The following is a 19258-nucleotide window of genomic DNA, read 5'->3' on the forward strand; positions in this document are numbered from 1 at the left end:
GATTTTGCCATTGTGGTTGTGGATGCTGCCGCTGATGATGTCAAGGCGGCCACCGTTGATTTCGCCGCTGTTGCTCAGGCTGTTTTGGTTGCGGATATGCACTTCGTCGGCACTGGTCAGCAGGCCGCTGTTGCTCAGCTGCTGGCTCTGTAGTTGCAGTTTGCCCTGACTGGAAAGGGTGCCGCTGTTGTTGATGCTGTTGGTTTTAACGGTGGTGGCGGCTTTGTCGGCTGCATTGGTGCTGTTGTCGGCTGCGATGATGCTGCCGCTATTATCCAGATGACCATCGGCGCTGATGGTAACGCCGCCAGCACCGGCAAAGATTTGGCCGGCGTTGTTGATACCAACGCCTTTGTCGTTGCTGATCAGGACGATTTTACCGGCATACATGCCACCCAGTTTGCCGGTATCAATGGCGATGCTGGGCTTGGTGTCGCTGTTGCTTTGGGTGGGGGTGATGTGCTGAGTTTCGGCATCAATGTGGTTGCTGCCGCTGATGATGTTGAGGTTATTAGCCCAGATGCCGGCGTTGATTTGCGCGGCTTTGCTGAGGATGTGGGTGTAATCGCTGTCTCTGCTGTCAAGGCCTTGGCCGTTGATGCTGATGTTGCCTTGGTTGATTTGGATGCCGTTGATTTGGCCATCGCTGATTTGGGGTTTGCCGGTAGTTAAGGTGACGCCGGCAGCATTGATAAAGCCGCCACCGTTGATGTTGATACCGGCCGGATTGGCCATGATGACTTCGGCACGCCGTCCGGCTACTTCGATGTAGCCGTTAAGCTGGCTGGGATTGCTGCTGTTAATCTGGTTGACGATGATGCGGGCTTCGCCAGACGCTAACCACGGGTTGCCCTGTATCCAGCCAGCCTGACGGGTTTGGGTGCTTTTGCGGCTGTTGTTGAGGATGGCGCCTTTTTGGTCGATGTCCATCTGCCGGTATTGGTTGATGGAGACGCCGCGTTTGCTCGGGGTGCGGATGTTGATCTGCGGGGTGCCGTTGGCACTTGGCAGGATGGTTGGCTGCTGGTTTTTGGGGGCGGATGGGTCGGCATGAATTTCGGCTGCTATGACGTTGTTTTGTACCAATACGCATAAACCCAGTCCAAGCAGGATGGAACCGGTTAATAGGGGGAGTTTGGCCATTAGGCTATTGATGATGTTGCTGCCGCTGCTGGTGCGGTCGGCACTGGTTTTGCCGGCGCTGGTGGTGTTTTCGGCAACGGCCACCATTTGTCCGCGGTGTTTGTTGTAGATGACTTTGTAGCGGTTTTTGTTCATTTTTATACCTATTTTGATAATTTAAAATGCTGACTGATGAGTGTGGTTTTTTGTTAACACTGCCTATAGTTCACGTGGGATTATTACACTTTGGTTTAACCGGCAAAATTCTGTGCTAGTGGTGCTACAAGTTGGTAGTGGCTGGGTGTAATAAGTGGTATTTACGGTAAGTTAACTATATTTATAGGCAGGTTGTTTAAGCTAAATCAATGCTAATAAATATCTATATTGATTCATGTTGGTAAGATAGGATTGTAAAGATTCTATAATTATAATTAGTCTTTTAATGCTTTACTATTATTATTTCTTAACAATTTGCTAATATAGATAGATAAAATATATTGGATATTATGCTATATAAATATGATATTGGGTATGGCTAGGAGGGGCTGAGTCAGGTAATGCTGGGTAATGAGTTTGGGCATTAATCAGGTTTGAGTTGGTGGTTAATGCTATGAATAACAATGTGATTTTTGTTTGTGAGGCCAGCCAGCTACTGATGGTGCTAACCGGTTTTTCAACTATTAGTTAATAAACCGGTTATTGGGGTAATCAGTTATGGTATTACTCATGAACAATTCAGATAAAGATATTAATTTTTATCTGCTGGCGCGCCCAGAAATAGGTGATAAGCAGCATTGTGGGTTTGTTCCTGATAGGTGTAGCCTACATTATCCAGAAAAATCTGGAATTTTTCTGTATCTGCTGGGGGAATGTCCAAACCCACGAGTACGCGGCCGAAATCGGCGCCATGGTTGCGATAGTGAAACAGGGTGATGTTCCAGTCTGATTGCATATGAAGCAAAAAGCGTCTTAATGCGCCTGGCCGTTCGGGGAATTCAAAGCTTATCAGATGCTCGTTGGCTACTTTGCTGGTGCGTCCGCCTACCATATAGCGGATGTGCAGTTTGGCCATTTCATTATGGGTTAAATCGAGCGTGGGCAGACCATTGCTGTTTAGTTCTTGTGCAATGTGCTGTAAGTCAGCGATGTCATTACTTTGAATGCCGACAAAGATATGGGCTTTGTGGTCGTCGCCATAGCGATAGTTAAATTCGGTAATGCTTCTGTTGCCAATTAAGTCGATAAAGTGGCGGAAACTGCCCGGCTTTTCTGGAATGGTAACGGCAAAGATGCCTTCATGGCCTTCTGATAGTTCACAGCGCTCAGATACGTGGCGTAGCTGGTGAAAATTTATGTTTGCGCCACTGGTTACTGCTATCAGGTTTTGATGTTGGCACTGATTACGGCCAATATAGGCTTTCAGGCCGGCCAGTGCCAGTGCGCCGGAAGTTTCGGTTATGCTGCGGGTATTATCGAATATATCTTTTATGGCGGCACAGATGCTATCGGTGTCTACTATGATGATGTCGTCAAGCAGGTCTCGGCATAGGGCGAACGTTTCTTCACCCACTAGTTTAACGGCGGTGCCATCGGCAAATAGGCCGACTTCTTTCAATTCTATGCGTTTGCCTGCGGCAATGGATTGTTTCATGGCGCAGGCGTCTTCGGTTTCTACGCCGATAACTTTGATTTCAGGGCGTACGTTTTTTATGTAGGCTGCTATGCCGGCGGCGAGGCCGCCACCGCCGATAGCGACAAAAACGGCGTCTATTGGTTTGGGATGCTGCCGCAGTATTTCCATGCCGATGGTACCTTGGCCAGCAATTACGTCTGGGTCATCAAAAGGCGGAATGTAGGTTAGGCCGCTTTGAGCAACTAGCTGCATGGCATGGTTGTAGGCATCGTTGTAGGATTCTCCCGCCAGTACTACTTTGCCACCGCGTTTTTTGACGGCATCTATTTTTATTTGTGGGGTGGTTTGGGGCATGACGATGGTAGCTTCGCAACCTAGTTTCTGTGCTGAAAGTGCTACTCCTTGGGCGTGATTGCCAGCAGATGCGGTAATCACGCCTTTTTTCAGGGCACTGCTTTGCAGTTTGGCCATTTTGTTATAGGCACCACGGATTTTAAAGGAGAATACGGGTTGTAGGTCTTCTCTTTTCAGCCAGATGTGGTTGTTCAGGCGGTCGGACAGGTTGGCAGCATAATCGAGAGGAGTTTCGATGGCCACATCGTAAACAGTGGCGGTAAGAATACGAGTAAGGTAGTTTGCGTGATTGTTCATGGTATGTAGTGAGAGAAAGCCTGATTTTATTATGCAGATTATCTGCTTAACTGAATTAATCTAAAATTAACGATAACGCGGCTGTTTTTTTTATGCAAGTAAATTTGCCAATATGACTTATTATGGGTAGGCAACTGTTTATAATGATGGGTACAGTATGTGGTTAATATGGGTTAATCCGGATTTAAATTAGATAGTAGATATGATGAGAAATTTTTTTCGTTGGTTCTATACGGCTTTGCTGATGGGTGTTCTGCCATTAGCGCAGGCGGTGAGTTTGCCTGAAATCAATGCTGCTGCGTATGTGGTGGCTGATGAGCAAAGTGGCATGATTTTGGCCAGCCGGGATAAGGATGCGCGGATTGAGCCGGCAGCTTTGACAAAGCTGATGACTGCTTATTTGGTTTTTGATGCTTTGCATAGTGGTAAGTTGAAAGCGCAGCAACCGCTGAAGATTTCAACTGCTGGCTGGCACACGGATGGTAGCCGCATGTTTTTACAGCAGGGTGTAGCGGTAAATGTTGAAACGGTGGTGCAAGGTATGCTGGTTGTTTCTGCCAATGATGCAGCGATTACGTTGGCTGAAGCGGTTAGCGGGGGAGAGAAGGCGTTTGTACGGCGTATGAATGCGGAAGCACAGAAAATGGGGCTGGAAAATACCCATTTTGTTAATTGCACAGGCTTGCCGGCAGAAGGGCAATATAGCAGTGTGGGTGATTTGTTGCTGCTGGCACAGGCATTGGTGCGCGATTTTCCTCAATATCAGGGTTGGTTTGCTAAAAAGTCATTTTCTTATAATGGGATTACTCAGTTAAACCGTAATTTGCTGTTGTTCCGGGATGATCAGGTGGATGGGTTGGCGGTGGGTTATACTATTAATGGCGGTTACAATCTGGCGGTGAGTAGTAAGCGCAATGAGCGTAGGGTTATTGCGGTACTGGTAGGTGCGGATAGCAGTGAGGCTAGAGCGGCTGAAGGCAGTAAGTTATTGAGCTGGGCGTTGACTTCTTTTAATACAGCCAGAGTGTATCCTGCCAGCCACAAGGTGGCAGATATCGCTGTTTATAAGGGGGCGTATGGTAAGGTAGCTGTGGGTTTTTTGCGTGATGCTTATGTTACTTTGCCATCTAATGGGACACAGCAGTTGTCAATTGAATTGGAAGCGGTGCAGCCGGTGGTAGCGCCGGTGCGTAAAGGGCAGGGTATGGGTACGTTGAAATTGCTGCTTGGTAAGCAGGTAGTTGCGCAGCAGGATGTGGTAGCACTGGATGATGTAGGTGAGGCCGGCTGGTTTAGCCGCTGGCTGGATGCTGTGTCTTTGTGGTGGCGCAGTCTTTTTAGCTGATGTTACTCTGTGATGCAGACAAGTAAGTAGGTTGATATTTCCGGCCGGCCTGAGGTGCTTGCTGATTTGGGTTACTGTGACTGATTCAGCTTGTCAGTGATATGGATTGGGTTGGTAAACGGTTAAATGGTATATATTACGGTTTTGGATGAATTTTATTTAAAAAGAAACCCATCTGTAGATGGGTTTCTTTTTTTTGCATTAATTATTCGTACGGGTGTTGCAGTAAAATGGTTTCTTCACGGTCTGGACCGGTAGAAATCATGGCAATCGGAGCGCCGCAGATTTCTTCAATGCGTTTCAGATAGGCTTTGGCATTATCCGGTAAGGCATTATATGATTTCAAACCGTAGGTGCTTTCCTGCCAGCCTGGCATGGTTTCGTAGATGGGGGTGCAGGCAGACACGGCATCTGAACCACAGGGCAGAATATCTGTTTTTTCGCCGTTGTAATCATAGCCTACACAGATGTTGATGCTGTCCATGCCATCCATGACGTCCAGTTTGGTGAGACATAAGCCGGAGATGCCATTGACTTGAATGGAGCGTTTCATTAGTGCTGCATCAAACCAGCCGCAGCGACGCGGGCGCCCGGTTACTGCACCAAATTCGTTACCACGTTGTGCCAGACCTTCGCCTACGCTGTCAAAAAGCTCGGTTGGGAATGGGCCGGAGCCGACACGGGTAGTATAGGCTTTAACAATGCCCAGTACGTAATCGAGTTTGGTGGGGCCTACACCTGAACCAACGGCTGCGGCACCGGCAATGCAGTTAGAAGAGGTAACATAAGGGTAGGTGCCGTAATCGATATCAAGGAATGTACCCTGTGCACCTTCAAACAGTAGAGATTCGCCACGGGCATTCATGTCGTTCAGCTCGCGGGAAACGTCCCCAACCATGGGGCGTATCTGTTCGGCCAGTTCCAGAGTTTGTTGATAGATTTGTTCAGCATCCAGTGCTTGCTGACCATACAGGCCGGTGAGCTGGCAGTTATAGATGGTTACAGCATCTTTGATTTTTTGCTGTAATACATCTGGCTGGAATAGATCCATGACGCGTACTGCACGCCGAGCAATTTTGTCTTCATAGGCCGGGCCAATACCGCGGCCGGTTGTCCCAATTTTTTTATCGCCTTTGGCTGCTTCGCGGGCATGATCCAGTGCTATGTGGTAGGGCAGAATCAGTGGACAGGTTGGGGCAATGGTAAGCTGTTTGGTTACATCAATACCAGCCTGCTGTAATTCTGCCATTTCGCTGAGTAAGGCTTCAGGTGATACAACAACGCCGGAACCAATAAAACAACGTTTGCCAGTATGCAGAATGCCGCTGGGAATCAGTCGTAAGACGGTTTTTTTGCCATTCACTACCAAGGTATGGCCTGCATTATGCCCGCCCTGATAGCGTACTACGCCGGAGGCTCGCTCTGTTAGCCAGTCTACAATTTTACCTTTGCCTTCATCACCCCACTGGGTGCCGACAACGACGACGTTTTTTGCCATATGGTTTTACCTGCTCATACTAAGGGTTAATTATTGCTACAAAGGAATTAGCTGCCATTGCTGGTTTTGCCATACTAGCTGGCGGTCACATCCTTTGACATTGTTGCATTCAGGCGTGTAGTCGATGATGACGCACTCACCGGCTGAACGCAGTTGCTCTATTTCGTTTTTTGCAGCGGTGGCATCGTGCACGCTGACTTTTATACCGCGCAGTTTTTCTACTGGAGGCAGATGCCCGATTAAATCACGTAAGTCGAAGCTGAAACCGGAAGCGGGGCGGCTGCGGCCGAAGTATTTACCCAGACCATCATAGCGGCCACCACGTGCCAGTGCATCTGGCCAGTCTTCACTGTAGGCGGCAAACAGCAATCCGGTATGGTAGTTGTCTACTCGCAGTTCGCTTAAATCGATAAATATATTGTAGTTGGCAAAAGCGGTGCAGATTTGCTGTAGTTGCTGTAATGCCTGCTGTATTTCTGGTAAGTCGGGCAATGTGGCTATGGCAGTTTGCAATACTTTTTGGGTGCCATATAGTGTGGGTAATGCGACGAATGCATTAATCCATTGTTCTGGAAGCTGCCATTGCTGTACACATTGCTGTACAGCGGCGGCGTCTTTAGCTTGCATGAGCTGCAATAGGGTGGTTGCCTGTTGTGCTTCCAGACTGGCTGCTTTGGCCAGTGCATGAAATATTCCTATGTGACCCAATGACAGGGTTGGCTCTGGTACGTTGACGATTGCCAGGCTTTTCAGCATTAAATCAATCAGTTCAATGTCTGCTTCAATGCCGGCATGGCCGTATAGTTCTGCACCAATCTGTAAAGGTTCACGTGTGCTTAAGAAGCCATCGGGGCGTGCATGCAGTACCGAACCGGCATAGCACAAGCGGTTCACGCCGCTATTGGCTGAAAGCAGATGGGCATCAATGCGGGCAACTTGTGGGGTGATATCTGCACGTAGCCCAAGCTGACGGCCACTGAGCTGGTCGACAACGCGGATGGTTTTCAGGGACAGACCTTCATCGATACGGGTAAGTAAGGACTGGCTGTATTCAAGTAGAGGAGGGCTGACAAATTCGTAGCCGTGAACGCGATAAAGTGCTAACAGTTGTTCTTTGGCGCTTTCTAGCTGGCGCGCCGCAGAAGGAAGAATGTCGGCAATGTATGCGGGCAATTGCCAAGACTGCATTGGGATTCCTCACAAAATACAAGCCACACTGAACTTATTGGAACAGTGTGACGTGGACATGAAAAGGCAGGTGAATGCTATGCCTGAAATTTGTTACAACATCACTTTATCACAATTTAACGTTTTTATACCAGTGACAATTATGGCTGGATTACCATTTTACCCAGCCTGTAGCCCAGGTAAGCAAAATGATGCCGCCAAATATAATCCGGTACCAGGCGAAGGGAATATAGTTTTTGTGAGCCACAAAACGCAGCAATGCTTTAACGGCTATGAGTGCGGATAGAAATGCTGCTACAAAACCAATTGCAATCAGGAGTAAATCATCCCGGGTAAATTCATTCAGATGCTTGAGCATGTCGTAACCGGTGGCGGCAATCATTACTGGTACGGCCAGAAAAAAGGAAAATTCTGTGGCTGCTTTGCGCTCAATACCCCACAGCATGCCGCCCATAATGGTGCTGCCGGAGCGAGAGGTGCCGGGAATCAGGGCTAGAATTTGTGCCAGCCCCACTACCAGTGCATCGCGCGGACGCATTTCTTCTACGCTTGTGACTTTGGGTGCGATGCTTCTCTGGCGTTTTTCGATCCAGAGAATGAGCAGACCGCCGATGACGAGGGCGGTAGCTACGGTGATGGGGTTAAACAGGTAGTGTTTGATTTGTTCGCTGAACAGTAATCCCATGATGGCTGCGGGAATAAAGGCGATGGCCAGATTGAGAACAAAGCGGTTGGTGGCAGGCTCTTTGCCGATATGGGTGATGATATGGGCAAAGCGATGTTTGTATTCAAAAACAATAGCAAGGATTGCCCCTAGCTGAATGGTGATGTCGAATACTTCGCCTGTGGTCTGGAATTTGAGCAGGTTGCCGACAACAATCAGATGGCCAGTACTGGAAACAGGCAAAAATTCGGTTAGGCCTTCGACGATGCCCAGTATCAGGGCTTTTAGAAATAAGATAATATCCATTTTTATTTACTGTGCTTTGTGTATTGATGCCATGATTGTTACGCAAAACAGCAAAACAATAGTGTGTTTAGGGGTAAACACACTATTGTTTTAGTTGTAGATTGAAATCTATCGATTTGCAGAAGCAGCCAGTGAGGCACCTATGCTTTTGGGTAGTTTACGTGTAGTTGCAGCACCTGTGCTATTCTCATTGCGTACTTTTTCAATTAATTCATTTAATGTTTTCATTCCCGCTTCAAATCCTCGCGGAAATTTAAGTTGGTATTTGCCGCCAACGATAACAATTGGTGTGGACTGGATGTCGTATTTTTCACTCAATTTGCGCATGCTGGTAGCCGCAGCAGCGTTTTCCAGACTGTTGTAGGCTTTGACAAGTTTTTGACCATCAAATGTAGTTTGCTGTACTGCCCATTTGTTGAATACCTCAGGCCGCCATAATTCGATGTGTTTGTTAAAGATGGCATCAAAAATTGGCGGGTCTGCCTGTAATTTCATTCCGGTACTGTTTACTGCTGCGGCGACGCGAGCCAGGTTGTAGTAGACACTATCATCCCACACTACGTGCACTGGGCGTAGATAGGTATCGGGGGCGAAGGATTTCATTTCCTTGAGCATGTATGGTTCGAGATGTGAGCAGTGGATACAGCTATAGGAGAAAAATTCCAGCACTTCAATTTTGTTGTTGTGCAGTTGTGGAATGGGTTTGTCGAGTACGATGTAGTCTACGTTAACTAATGCTGCCTGTACCAAACCACTGGCGAATGCCAGTGTGGTGGCCATGAGGGTAATGATTTTTTTAAGCATGTTGATTCCCTGTTCTCATGAAAGCTGGCTGACTCAGGATGCTGCTCTGGTCAGGCTGTCGATATTGTGTTGTTGCAAGGTTTTTTTAATTTCGCGAGCCTGATTCTGAGTCAGGCGATCGGTCTGAACACGGTATTTGGTTGTACCGTTGACTTTGGCACTGTGTACGCTGCTGTTGATGCCAAGCATTACCAGTTTGGCGCGTTGTGCATCGGCATCGGTGTGATTGTTAAAGGAACCGATTTGCAGATAGACGGTACCGTCAGTATGTTGTTTTTCTGCAGCTTGCTGGGCTTTTTCCAGACTGCCGTTATTGAGTATCTGTTCTGGGGTGACATGTGCATGTTTGGGTGCAGCCGGCGCTTTTTGGGGTGTTTTGTCTGGGTTTTTATGCGGTTCGGTTGGCTGGTGTGTGTGTGAGTGGTTTGTAATGACTTCGTCAATGACCTCGTCTTCGATGCCACCCATGTTAACCGGCTGTGAGGCAACTGGTGCACTGGCTGTGACTGTAGGTGCAGAGGTATCAGGTATAAATGGTTGGGTTGGTGAAGCACCATTTGGTGTGAGTATTTCTGGCGGTGGCGGCGCAGAAGCTGCAGAGTTGGTAGGCGTTTTGAAGTCGGACTTGCTTTTGTTCAGGTAGAACAGGATGCCAGCAATAACGATGGTTGCAATCAGCAAACCGACGATAAAGCTGACGAGCCCTTTACCTGCCTGACGAAGAGGTGTGTTTATATGCATGTTGAAAGCCTTTATGTTGGCATTGTATACGGCAAAATCTGTTCAGGACCGGATTGTTATCCATATGGGTATGACGCCCATTTTTTGCCCTGTTGATATTATAAAGCACGGCGGAAACTTATGGCGCGCAAAATGTGGCTGGTTTCAACGTCATGAGTATCCGCCATATCCGCCAGTGTACGGGCAATACGCAAAATGCGATGAAAGCTGCGTGCTGACAGGGACAGTTTTTCCATGGCACTGGCCAGAGTCTGCTTGGCCTCGGTGCTGATTCGGGCGATATTGTCTAGTTCACGGTTGCTTAATTGTGCGTTGATTTTACCCTGACGCTGATATTGGCGCGCGCGGGCTGCGTTGACACGCTCACGAATACTGCTGCTGTTTTCGCCATTAGCTTGTTGTATTAAATCACTGGCCGGTAAGCTGGGTACGTCGATAATGAGGTCTATGCGGTCGAGCAGGGGGCCGGAAATTTTATCTCGGTAACGGGATATGGCTTCCGGTGTGCAGCGGCATGGCTTGACCGGATGCCCAAGATAACCACATGGGCAGGGATTCATTGCGGCTACAAGCTGAAATTTGGCTGGATAGGTAGCCTGACGTGCGGCACGGGAAATGTGAATTTCGCCACTTTCCAGTGGCTCCCGCAGTACTTCGAGTACTTTGCGGTCAAATTCAGGCAGCTCATCCAGAAACAAAATGCCGTGATGCGCTAAAGAAATTTCACCAGGTCGGGGATCGGAACCGCCGCCTACCAGCGCAACGGCTGAGGTGCTGTGATGAGGGGAGCGAAATGGCCGTATTTGCTGGTATTGTTGTTGCCCGTGCGGTAAAAGTGACTGTAAAGACCAGACGCTTACCAGTTCTGTTGTGGTTAACGGAGGTAATATACCGGGCAGGCGCTGCGCCAGCATGGATTTGCCTGTTCCCGGTGGTCCTGACATCAATAAGCTGTGACCACCGGCTGCGGCTATTTCTAGTGCCAGTCTGGCTGTTTGCTGTCCGCGCACATCTGCCATATCGGGATAGGCTGTTTCGGCCGGTTGCTGTTGCAGGTGTTGTGCCTCTACGGCACTAAGTAATTGCTGCTGGTTGAGATGGGCAGCTACAGCAGCCAATGTGCAGGCTCCATATACGCATGTTTGCGGTAGTAAGGCGGTTTGAAAAGCGTTGTCTTGTGGCAGAATAAAGGCACGCTGATGTTGCCGAGCAGCTTCTGCCATGGCGATGGCACCACGGATTGGCCTGATTTGGCCGGATAGGCCGAGTTCTCCGGCCAGCTCATACTGATGCAGAGTGGTGCAGTCTATCTGGCCGGAGGCTGCCAGTATGCCGATGGCTATTGGTAGGTCAAACCGACCTGATTCTTTGGGCAGATCAGCCGGTGCCAGATTAACGGTAATTTTTTTGGCCGGAAAATCGAAACCAGACTGAATAATGGCAGCCCTTACCCGATCCCGGCTTTCCTTGACTTCGGTATCCGGTAAGCCAACGATACTGAATGCAGGCAGGCCATTGGCCAGATGAGCTTCTACTTCTACCAGTGGTGCTGCCATGCCAGTCAGGGCACGACTATAAACAACTGCCCATGACATGGGTTGATTCCTCAGGCAGGCGAATCGGTATTGTTCTCTGGTGCAGAAGCAGGGTTGTTGCTGTTTTGTGCCAGCAATGCTTCCAGCGCAATTACCCGTGTTTCCAGCTCGGCCAGTTTCTCTCTGGTTTTCAGTAACACCTGCTGCTGAATATCAAATTCTTCGCGTGTAATCAGATCCATCCGGTTGAAAGCACTGCCAAGCATGGATTTGACATTTTTCTCCATGTCTTTGATGGGGCTGTTGCTGATGGTATCACTGAGTTTATCGCTGATGTCGTCAAAAATTTTTTTGCTGAGCATGACCTGAATCCTTTTGATAGCAAGGTAATCAATGTCTGTGATTGTACGGGTGAAACAGTTGGTAATGCAATGCTTATGTGTTGTTCAGGGAGCAGAAAACACAATATTGTAGTGCTTGCCGTCAAGGGTTAAATCGCCGAGAAAATCGTTGCGTTCGTCAACACATACTGGCAGTACGGCATGATGTGCCATCCAGATGCCTTGTCCCTGAGGTTTGAAATCGGTACGGTTAAAGCCTAGATCCATATTGCGCATGGTGAAATGGATGCTGATTCGCTGTATCGATGCCGGTACCTGCCGCATGCTGATGTCAAAGGGTTTGGTAATATCTGCCGGTGGGGTAAATTGGATTACTGCGCCACCGGGCAGTACACAACCAGTGCGCACGTCACACTTGCTAAGTGTACTTTGTGCATTTGTACGGCTGTTTTGCCAAAGAACAATGCCAATGATGCTGGGGACAGCTATGATAAAGATAAGTAGGCCGATGATGACGGCGGTTGAATTTTTGGCAGGCTGAGTCATGGTGTTGGCAGGCGGTAGTGTAAGTTAAGGAGTCAGTGTTTGGTAGTTGTCGGGCAGAATATGATGGATAAAGGCACAGGCTGACGTTGACTATTATTGCTCCTGAATGATGCCATGCACGCCTAGTGAAAACCAGTCGGGCTGGGCCACAGGCTGGCTGGATTTTTGTAGTAAAGCCATAATTGGTACGCCAGAGGGATGTTGCTGTAACAGGGTAAGGAGTAGCTGGATGTCTTCACTGCTGGCTACAGGCCAGATAATAGCTGCCGCTGTTTGTGCCTGTAGCCACTGTTCACGGTTATGACAGACAGCCCAGATGTTGGCTGTGGGATGCTGGTTTGTCAGTTGCAGCAGTTGGCCGGCTGGTACATAAACAACTGTTGTTGTAGCTATACCGGGCTGATAGGGCAGTATCTGTAATGCTGGTTGTTGTGGTGTTGCGGTATGAAAGCCTGTATTTGAATGGCCTCTCATGTTGGTGGGAATGGCTAATGCAGCCAGAATAGGCGCGTTTGCCGGCAACATAGGTGCAACTGTGAGATTGCCCGGTTTTTGCCAGCGCCAGCTTTGCTGTTCACGTGCGGTTAATTGTCCATGCCACTGGCTGGCAGCAATGCGATAAAAATGCAGGTGAACATGGGCATGTTCGTAATGGTGAATTTTGGTTAGCCATGGGGTGGCTGTGGTGATTTCTATGCCCAGCTCTTCGGCAAATTCGCGCTGTAATGCGGCCAGACGGCTTTCATTTGCTTCAACTTTACCGCCGGCAAATTCCCAGTAGCCAGCATAGGCTTTGCCTGCCGGGCGCGAGCTGAGCAGAAATTCACCTTGCTGGTTATAAAGAACGCCGGCAACAACTTCAATCAGGCTGTTATCACTCATTGAGCATACTCGGCTACAGCAAAGGCCACGATATGATTGTCTTCATCAGTTAGACTCAGGTGGATACGCCCGATATTTTTTTGCTTGAGCCATTGTGCCAAAGGCTTTTCAACAATAAATTCAGGACGACCCAATTCATTGTGACCAATACCGATGTTACGTAGAGTAACTGGGCTGCGCAAACCGGTATGTACGGCTTTGGCAAAAGCTTCTTTGGCTGCAAAACGTTTGGCCAGAAACTCGACAGGCTGATTGGCTGAAGGCCATTCCAGTGCTTCGATCCGTGACAGCATTTTTTCAGCCACGGCATTGGCTCCGTAGGTTTTACACATTTTGGCGATGCGGTCAATTTTTACTAAGTCTGTACCTATGCCGTAAATCATTTTTTTCCTTTTGCTGGTAAAGATTAATAAGGAATGCTGCGCGCACGAAAAATGGCGGTTTTCATTTGTTCAATGGCTTGGGGCAATCCGATGAAAATGGCTTGGGCAATCAATGCATGGCCGATATTGAGTTCATGAATGGCCAGAATTTTGGCAATGGGGGCGACATTATGAATATTCAGTCCATGTCCGGCATTGACGATTATGCCCATTTCGCTGGCCTGATGAGCGGCATCTTCGATGCGAGCCAGTTGCTGCTGACGCTGCTGTGTGTCTGCGGCCTCGGCGTAGGCACCGGTATGCAGTTCGATGACTGATGCGCCGACTTCATGACAGGCCTGTATTTGCCGGCTGTCAGCGTCGATAAACAGTGATACGCGAATGCCGGCAGCAGTTAGTTTCTGGGTATATTCTGCTACTTTGTCCTGCTGTGACAGCACATCCAGCCCACCTTCGGTGGTGATTTCCTGTCGTTTTTCTGGAACGATGCATACATCGGCTGGCTGAACGGACAGCGCGTTATCCAACATCTCTGGGGTAAGCGCCATTTCGAGATTGAGGCGGGTGCTAATGGCGTTTTTGACAGCGAATACATCAGCATCACGAATATGACGCCGATCTTCGCGCAGATGCATGGTAATCAGATCAGCACCATGCGTTTCGGCTAAGAGTGCGGCCTCCAGTGGGCTGGGATAAATACTGCCGCGGGCATTACGCACAGTTGCAACGTGGTCTATGTTTACGCCAAGTAGCATAAGCTTTTACCTAATGCTGGTTAAATGATATGTCACGATACTTTACCCTTGCCCGGCTGTAAAGATAAACTGATTTAACTTTGTTTTGCTGCAAATAAATCGTTATCAAAAAGATCAGGATTATGCTCTGGGGCGTCGCTTCTGAGATGGCAGTCCAGATGCACATCGCTGTCTGTCTGACAGCAGCAGGGCAGTATTTCACCCGGCGCGATAAAGGCTAGTGGCTGCTCTGGATAACTCACTTGTCCGGAAAGCAGTTTGAGGCGGCAGGAGCCGCAATAACCACTGCGACACTGGTATTCAACTTCGTGTCCGGTGCGTTCCAGCCCTTCTAACAGGGTTTCATCCTGTTGCAGGGTAAACGTTTTGTCGCAGGTGGTGATTAGGCTCATTTTCAGCGTTGCTGCATTCCGGTTAGTGTTTGTGGTTTTCGCCAGACTGGATGGTACGGATTTAAAGTTCAAAATCGCTTAAGTCGTCTTCATTCAGCTCGGCATCAATCTGGCCAACCAGATATGAGCTGACTTCGACTTCCTGTGGTGCGACCTGTACATTGTCTGAAGACAGCCAGGCATTAATCCAAGGAATCGGGTTTTGCTTGGCATGCTCAAAAGCAGGAGGTAAACCTACAGCCTGCATGCGCAGGTTGGTGATGTATTCGACATACTGGCCAAGAATGTCTTTATTCAGGCCAATCATGGATCCGTCTTTAAATAGGTATTCAGCCCAGTCTTTTTCCTGCATGGCAGCGCGGTGGAAGAGCTGGAAGCATTCTTCTTCGGTTTCTGCCGCAATCTGAGCCATTTCGGGATCATCTGCACCTGTACGCATCAGGTTGAGTATTTGCTGCGTGCCGGTGAGGTGCAAAGCCTCATCGCGGGCAATCAGTTTGATGATTTTGGCATTGCCTTCCATTAGCTCGCGTTCGGCAAAAGCAAAAGAGCAGGCAAATGACACATAAAAACGGATTGCTTCGAGCACGTTGACACACATTAGGCACAGGTAGAGTTTTTTCTTCAGCTCATGCAGGCTGATTTCTACGATTTTGCCGTTAATCTGGTGTTTGCCTACGCCCTGTAAGTTGTAGTATTGGGTATATTCGATTAAATCATCGTAGTAACAGGCAATTTCTTCGGCACGGGCAATGATGTGTTTGTTTTGTACGATGTCATCAAATACGATGGACGGGTCGTTGACGATATTGCGAATGATATGGGTATAGCTGCGTGAATGAATAGTCTCGGAAAACGACCAGGTTTCAATCCAGGTTTCCAGCTCGGGAATGGATACCAGAGGCAGTAAGGCAACATTAGGACTACGGCCCTGTATGGAATCAAGCAGGGTCTGGTATTTCAGATTGCTGATAAAGATGTGTTTTTCATGTTCGGGTAAGTTGGCATAGTCGATGCGGTCGCGCGATACGTCCACTTCTTCTGGGCGCCAGAAGAAGGATAATTGCTTTTCAATCAGTTTTTCAAAAATATCAAATTTTTGCTGATCATAACGGGCTACATTGACGGGCTGACCGAAGAACATAGGTTCTGTCAGGGCATTATTCGGTTTTTGACAGAATGTGCTGTAGTTCATTGACAGATGCTCACAGGCCATGGCGATACTCTTTATTCAAATTGACGTAGATGGGGAATAGGGGAATAAAAGGGTGCTTGAGCACCCTTGGGGAATCAGATTTTGCAGGCACCGCTGGCACAGCCGTCATCCTGAATGCTGGTTTGCATGTCGTCGGCACCATCACGGGTATTCTGGTAATACAAGGTTTTCAGGCCGAATTTATAGGCTGTCAACAAGTCCTTGATTAGTTGTTTCATCGGGACTTTTTGTCCTTCAAAGCGTTGTGGGTCGTAGTTGGTATTGGCTGATATCGATTGGTCGATGAATTTCTGCATAATACCCACTAGATGTAGGTAGCCTTCATTGTTTGGCATGTCCCACAGCAGCTCATACTGGTGCTGTAGGCGTTCAAATTCTGGCACAACCTGTTTGAGAATGCCGTCTTTGGATGCTTTTACGGATACCAGTCCGCGCGGGGGCTCAATACCATTGGTAGCATTGGCAATCTGGCTGGATGTTTCTGAAGGCATCAGTGCTGTTAGGGTGGAGTTGCGCAGGCCATGTTTGACGATATCGGCACGCAAGGCTTCCCAGTCCAGATGTAGTGGTTCCTGACAGATTTTGTCCAAATCTTTTTTGTAGGTATCAATTGGTAGTAAGCCTTGTGCATAGGTGGTGTCGCTGAATTTAGGACAGGCACCCAGCTCTTTTGCCAATTTGACCGATGCTTTGAGTAGGTAATACTGGATGGCCTCAAATGTACGGTGGGTAAGGCCGATGGCTGAACCATCACTGTATTTCACGCCGTTTTTGGCCAGATAGTAAGCAAAGTTGATAACCCCGATACCTAGTGTACGCCGGTTCATGGTGGCCAGTTCGGCAGCCTTGATGGGATAGTTCTGATAATCCAGTAAGGCATCCAGAGCACGAGTAGCGAGCTCGGCCAGCTCTTCTAGCTCTTCCAGATTTTCCAGTGCGCCCAGATTGAATGCCGACAGGGTACACAGGGCAATTTCTCCATCCGGGTCATTGATGTCGTTCAGTGGACGGGTGGGCAGGGCAATTTCCAGACACAGGTTGGACTGGCGCACCGGTGCCAGTTTGGGATCAAACGGACTGTGGGTATTGCAGTGGTCGACATTCTGGATATATATACGTCCGGTACCGGCGCGTTCCTGCATTAACAGTGAGAACAGGTCAACAGCAGGAATGCTGCGACGGGTAATGCTGCTGTCTTTTTCGTATAAGACATAAAGGCGTTCAAATTCGTCCTGATCAGCAAAAAATGCGTCATACAGCCCCGGTACTTCTGAGGGTGAAAACAGGCTGATGTTTTCACCTTTAATCAGGCGGGTATACAGCAGGCGGTTAATCTGTACGCCGTAATCCAGATGACGGACACGGTTTTCTTCCACGCCACGGTTGTTTTTCAGTACCAGCAGATTTTCTACTTCCAGATGCCATAAGGGATAGAACAGGGTGGCTGCTCCGCCGCGTACACCTCCTTGTGAGCATGATTTAACCGCCGCCTGAAACATTTTATAAAACGGGATGCAGCCGGTGTGTTGGGCTTCACCACCGCGTATTTCGCTGCCTAGGGCGCGAATACGGCCAGCGTTAATACCAATGCCGGCTCGCTGGGATACATATTTGACAATCGAGCTGGTGGTGGCATTGATGCTGTCAAGGCTGTCATCGCATTCAATCAGCACGCAGGAAGAAAACTGGCGTGTTGGTGTGCGCACACCAGACATAATTGGTGTGGGCAGGGAAATTTTGAAGGTGCTGATGGCGTGATAGAATTTTTTTACATATTCCAGTCGGCTTGTCTGCGGATAGCGGGCAAACAGACACATCGCTACTAGCATATATAAAAACTGTGGGCTTTCAAAGATTTGTCTGGTAACTCGGTTTTGTACCAGATATTTGCCTTCAAGTTGTTTGACTGCTGCGTAGGAAAATGTTAGGTCGCGATTATGGTCAATGCAGGCATTCAGTTGATCAAACTCAGCCCGTGAATAATCCTGTAATATGTGTTCATCGTATTTACCTGATTCAGTCAGGCTGGTTACGTGGTCATACAGATGTGGCGGTTCAAACCGGCCAAAAGCAATTTTGCGTAAGTGGAAGATAGCCAGACGGGCAGCCAGATACTGATAGTCTGGTGTTTCGGTAGATATCAGGTCGGCTGCGGCCTTGATAATGGTTTCGTGAATGTCATCTGTGCGAATACCATTGTAAAACTGGATGTGTGAGCGCATTTCTACCTGAGATACGGATACATTATCCAGCCCCTCTGCCGCCCAGGTAACAACTTTATGAATTTTATCCAGATTGATGTCTTCCAAACTTCCGTTACGTTTGGTTACTTTGAGATTGGCTACCGCATTCATGAGTGATTCTTTCTAGCACAAGTAAAGCAGAAAAAAACAGTGACGACACAAAATGTAGTGGTCAACTGTTATTCTGAACACAATATACTGGTTTTTTGCTCTAAAAAAAAGACTTGTCAAAACTGACTATATCCGCTTCTTCATAATGGGTGGGTTAAGCGGTGTAATGATTTTTGTTGATTCACAAACAGTTTGGTTTGATTTGTCTCATTTTGAATGAAACAGTAAAAAAAATTATTAATTTTTCAGTTTTATTAGTTTTTTTATATCGGGGGATAAATCTGCGCTGTATCTGGCTACATTTACTGGGAAAAAGATATACTGCCTAAAATATAAGCTTGGCAGGGCTGTCACTTAATTTTAGACAGTAATTACAGATACTGGGCTCTAGTGTTGCAATAGTGACTCATCTAGTTTTAAGTCATTGTTGTAATTAATGCTAATCTGGCTGTCCAGTACCTTTTGAGCAATAGCTTGGGCTTCTTCAAGCGAATGCATGGTGTAGCTGCCACACTGATAACGGTTCAGTTCGGGTATGTGATTCTGGTCGGCTACGGCAAGCACATCCTGCATGGCCGCTGCCCAGGCCTTGGCCACTGTGGCTTCATCAGGTGTTCCTATCAGGCTCATGTAAAAGCCGGTGCGACAGCCCATGGGGGAAATGTCGATTATTTCCACTTTGTCGCTGTTAAGGTGGTTGCGCATAAAACCAGCAAATAAATGTTCGAGTGTATGCATGCCTTTTTCTGGCAGAATGGTCTGATTGGGTTTGCAGAAACGCAAATCAAACACGGTGATGTCGTCCCCTTTGGGCGTTGTCATGTTTTTGGCTACACGCACTGCTGGTGCATGCATGCGGGTATGGTCTACAGTAAAACTATCCAGTAATGGCATGATGATTC

At 48.1% G+C, this 19258-nt stretch carries 18 protein-coding genes; 1 reads left to right on the plus strand and 17 read right to left on the minus strand.

Annotation, left to right across the window (positions count from 1 at the left end):
- The coding region (locus MJ764_RS07455; protein ID WP_239325960.1) for a two-partner secretion domain-containing protein at positions 1–1278 on the minus strand (1278 nt) is incomplete at its 3' end.
- 592 nt (positions 1279–1870) lie between these two features.
- Complete coding sequence (ilvA, locus tag MJ764_RS07460) at positions 1871–3406, minus strand: threonine ammonia-lyase, biosynthetic (protein ID WP_239325961.1); 1536 nt, start codon at positions 3404–3406, stop codon at positions 1871–1873.
- A 202-nt stretch (positions 3407–3608) separates the two neighbouring features.
- Between ilvA and MJ764_RS07465 the strand changes: the two genes are divergently transcribed.
- On the plus strand, positions 3609–4751 hold the full coding sequence (locus MJ764_RS07465) for a D-alanyl-D-alanine carboxypeptidase family protein (RefSeq protein WP_239325962.1): 1143 nt from the start codon (positions 3609–3611) through the stop codon (positions 4749–4751).
- Between the two features lie 205 nt (positions 4752–4956).
- Here MJ764_RS07465 and MJ764_RS07470 read toward each other — a convergent pair whose 3' ends face one another.
- The 15 genes from MJ764_RS07470 to luxS all read right to left on the minus strand — a co-directional run bounded on the left by MJ764_RS07470 (position 4957) and on the right by luxS (position 19250).
- Positions 4957–6249: an adenylosuccinate synthase gene (locus MJ764_RS07470; protein WP_239325963.1), complete on the minus strand. Its 1293-nt coding sequence runs from the start codon at positions 6247–6249 to the stop codon at positions 4957–4959.
- Between the two features lie 36 nt (positions 6250–6285).
- Complete coding sequence (locus tag MJ764_RS07475; protein WP_239325964.1) at positions 6286–7437, minus strand: ATP phosphoribosyltransferase regulatory subunit; 1152 nt, start codon at positions 7435–7437, stop codon at positions 6286–6288.
- Between the two features lie 151 nt (positions 7438–7588).
- Positions 7589–8407, minus strand: a complete 819-nt coding sequence (locus tag MJ764_RS07480) for an undecaprenyl-diphosphate phosphatase (protein ID WP_239325965.1) — start codon at positions 8405–8407, stop codon at positions 7589–7591.
- Positions 8408–8515: 108 nt separating this feature from the next.
- A complete protein-coding gene (locus MJ764_RS07485; protein ID WP_239325966.1) occupies positions 8516–9211 on the minus strand; it encodes a thiol:disulfide interchange protein DsbA/DsbL in 696 nt (231 codons plus the stop codon).
- 33 nt (positions 9212–9244) lie between these two features.
- Positions 9245–9952 carry an SPOR domain-containing protein gene (locus tag MJ764_RS07490; protein ID WP_239325967.1) on the minus strand — a complete coding sequence of 236 codons (708 nt, stop codon included), beginning with the start codon at positions 9950–9952 and terminating at the stop codon, positions 9245–9247.
- Between the two features lie 98 nt (positions 9953–10050).
- Complete coding sequence (locus MJ764_RS07495; RefSeq protein ID WP_239325968.1) at positions 10051–11547, minus strand: YifB family Mg chelatase-like AAA ATPase; 1497 nt, start codon at positions 11545–11547, stop codon at positions 10051–10053.
- Between the two features lie 11 nt (positions 11548–11558).
- The gene (locus MJ764_RS07500; RefSeq protein WP_239325969.1) at positions 11559–11849 is read right to left on the minus strand and encodes an accessory factor UbiK family protein; all 291 of its coding nucleotides are present in this window, start codon (positions 11847–11849) and stop codon (positions 11559–11561) included.
- Between the two features lie 84 nt (positions 11850–11933).
- The gene (locus MJ764_RS07505; RefSeq protein ID WP_239325970.1) at positions 11934–12374 is read right to left on the minus strand and encodes a hypothetical protein; all 441 of its coding nucleotides are present in this window, start codon (positions 12372–12374) and stop codon (positions 11934–11936) included.
- Between the two features lie 93 nt (positions 12375–12467).
- A complete protein-coding gene (locus tag MJ764_RS07510) occupies positions 12468–13256 on the minus strand; it encodes an NUDIX domain-containing protein (RefSeq protein ID WP_239325971.1) in 789 nt (262 codons plus the stop codon).
- Positions 13253–13639 (minus strand): holo-ACP synthase, encoded by a 387-nt coding sequence (acpS, locus tag MJ764_RS07515; RefSeq protein WP_239325972.1) that lies wholly within the window; start codon positions 13637–13639, stop codon positions 13253–13255. The genes MJ764_RS07510 and acpS overlap by 4 nt, the downstream gene beginning before the upstream one ends.
- 23 nt (positions 13640–13662) lie before the next feature.
- The gene (locus tag MJ764_RS07520) at positions 13663–14394 is read right to left on the minus strand and encodes a pyridoxine 5'-phosphate synthase (RefSeq protein WP_239325973.1); all 732 of its coding nucleotides are present in this window, start codon (positions 14392–14394) and stop codon (positions 13663–13665) included.
- Positions 14395–14468: 74 nt separating this feature from the next.
- A complete protein-coding gene (gene yfaE / locus MJ764_RS07525; RefSeq protein WP_239325974.1) occupies positions 14469–14786 on the minus strand; it encodes a class I ribonucleotide reductase maintenance protein YfaE in 318 nt (105 codons plus the stop codon).
- Between the two features lie 61 nt (positions 14787–14847).
- Complete coding sequence (gene nrdB, locus MJ764_RS07530; RefSeq protein ID WP_239326038.1) at positions 14848–15981, minus strand: class Ia ribonucleoside-diphosphate reductase subunit beta; 1134 nt, start codon at positions 15979–15981, stop codon at positions 14848–14850.
- A gap of 95 nt (positions 15982–16076) precedes the next feature.
- Positions 16077–18356, minus strand: a complete 2280-nt coding sequence (gene nrdA / locus MJ764_RS07535) for a class 1a ribonucleoside-diphosphate reductase subunit alpha (protein ID WP_239325975.1) — start codon at positions 18354–18356, stop codon at positions 16077–16079.
- A 387-nt stretch (positions 18357–18743) separates the two neighbouring features.
- Positions 18744–19250 (minus strand): S-ribosylhomocysteine lyase, encoded by a 507-nt coding sequence (luxS, locus tag MJ764_RS07540; RefSeq protein WP_239325976.1) that lies wholly within the window; start codon positions 19248–19250, stop codon positions 18744–18746.
- Between the last annotated feature and the right edge of the window lie 8 nt (positions 19251–19258).

This window comes from Snodgrassella gandavensis (assembly GCF_914768025.1).
Lineage (GTDB): Bacteria > Pseudomonadota > Gammaproteobacteria > Burkholderiales > Neisseriaceae > Snodgrassella > Snodgrassella gandavensis.

Coding starts and splice junctions, on each gene's coding strand:
- acpS (WP_239325972.1), bottom strand. CDS start 13,639: ATGATTTACGGCATAGGTACAGACTTAGTAAAAATTGACCGCATCGCC.
- yfaE (WP_239325974.1), bottom strand. CDS start 14,786: ATGAGCCTAATCACCACCTGCGACAAAACGTTTACCCTGCAACAGGAT.
- MJ764_RS07505 (WP_239325970.1), bottom strand. CDS start 12,374: ATGACTCAGCCTGCCAAAAATTCAACCGCCGTCATCATCGGCCTACTT.
- MJ764_RS07465 (WP_239325962.1), top strand. CDS start 3,609: ATGATGAGAAATTTTTTTCGTTGGTTCTATACGGCTTTGCTGATGGGT.
- MJ764_RS07510 (WP_239325971.1), bottom strand. CDS start 13,256: ATGAGTGATAACAGCCTGATTGAAGTTGTTGCCGGCGTTCTTTATAAC.
- MJ764_RS07520 (WP_239325973.1), bottom strand. CDS start 14,394: ATGCTACTTGGCGTAAACATAGACCACGTTGCAACTGTGCGTAATGCC.
- MJ764_RS07475 (WP_239325964.1), bottom strand. CDS start 7,437: ATGCAGTCTTGGCAATTGCCCGCATACATTGCCGACATTCTTCCTTCT.
- MJ764_RS07470 (WP_239325963.1), bottom strand. CDS start 6,249: ATGGCAAAAAACGTCGTCGTTGTCGGCACCCAGTGGGGTGATGAAGGC.
- ilvA (WP_239325961.1), bottom strand. CDS start 3,406: ATGAACAATCACGCAAACTACCTTACTCGTATTCTTACCGCCACTGTT.
- nrdA (WP_239325975.1), bottom strand. CDS start 18,356: ATGAATGCGGTAGCCAATCTCAAAGTAACCAAACGTAACGGAAGTTTG.
- luxS (WP_239325976.1), bottom strand. CDS start 19,250: ATGCCATTACTGGATAGTTTTACTGTAGACCATACCCGCATGCATGCA.
- MJ764_RS07480 (WP_239325965.1), bottom strand. CDS start 8,407: ATGGATATTATCTTATTTCTAAAAGCCCTGATACTGGGCATCGTCGAA.
- MJ764_RS07500 (WP_239325969.1), bottom strand. CDS start 11,849: ATGCTCAGCAAAAAAATTTTTGACGACATCAGCGATAAACTCAGTGAT.
- MJ764_RS07495 (WP_239325968.1), bottom strand. CDS start 11,547: ATGTCATGGGCAGTTGTTTATAGTCGTGCCCTGACTGGCATGGCAGCA.
- MJ764_RS07490 (WP_239325967.1), bottom strand. CDS start 9,952: ATGCATATAAACACACCTCTTCGTCAGGCAGGTAAAGGGCTCGTCAGC.
- nrdB (WP_239326038.1), bottom strand. CDS start 15,981: ATGAACTACAGCACATTCTGTCAAAAACCGAATAATGCCCTGACAGAA.
- MJ764_RS07485 (WP_239325966.1), bottom strand. CDS start 9,211: ATGCTTAAAAAAATCATTACCCTCATGGCCACCACACTGGCATTCGCC.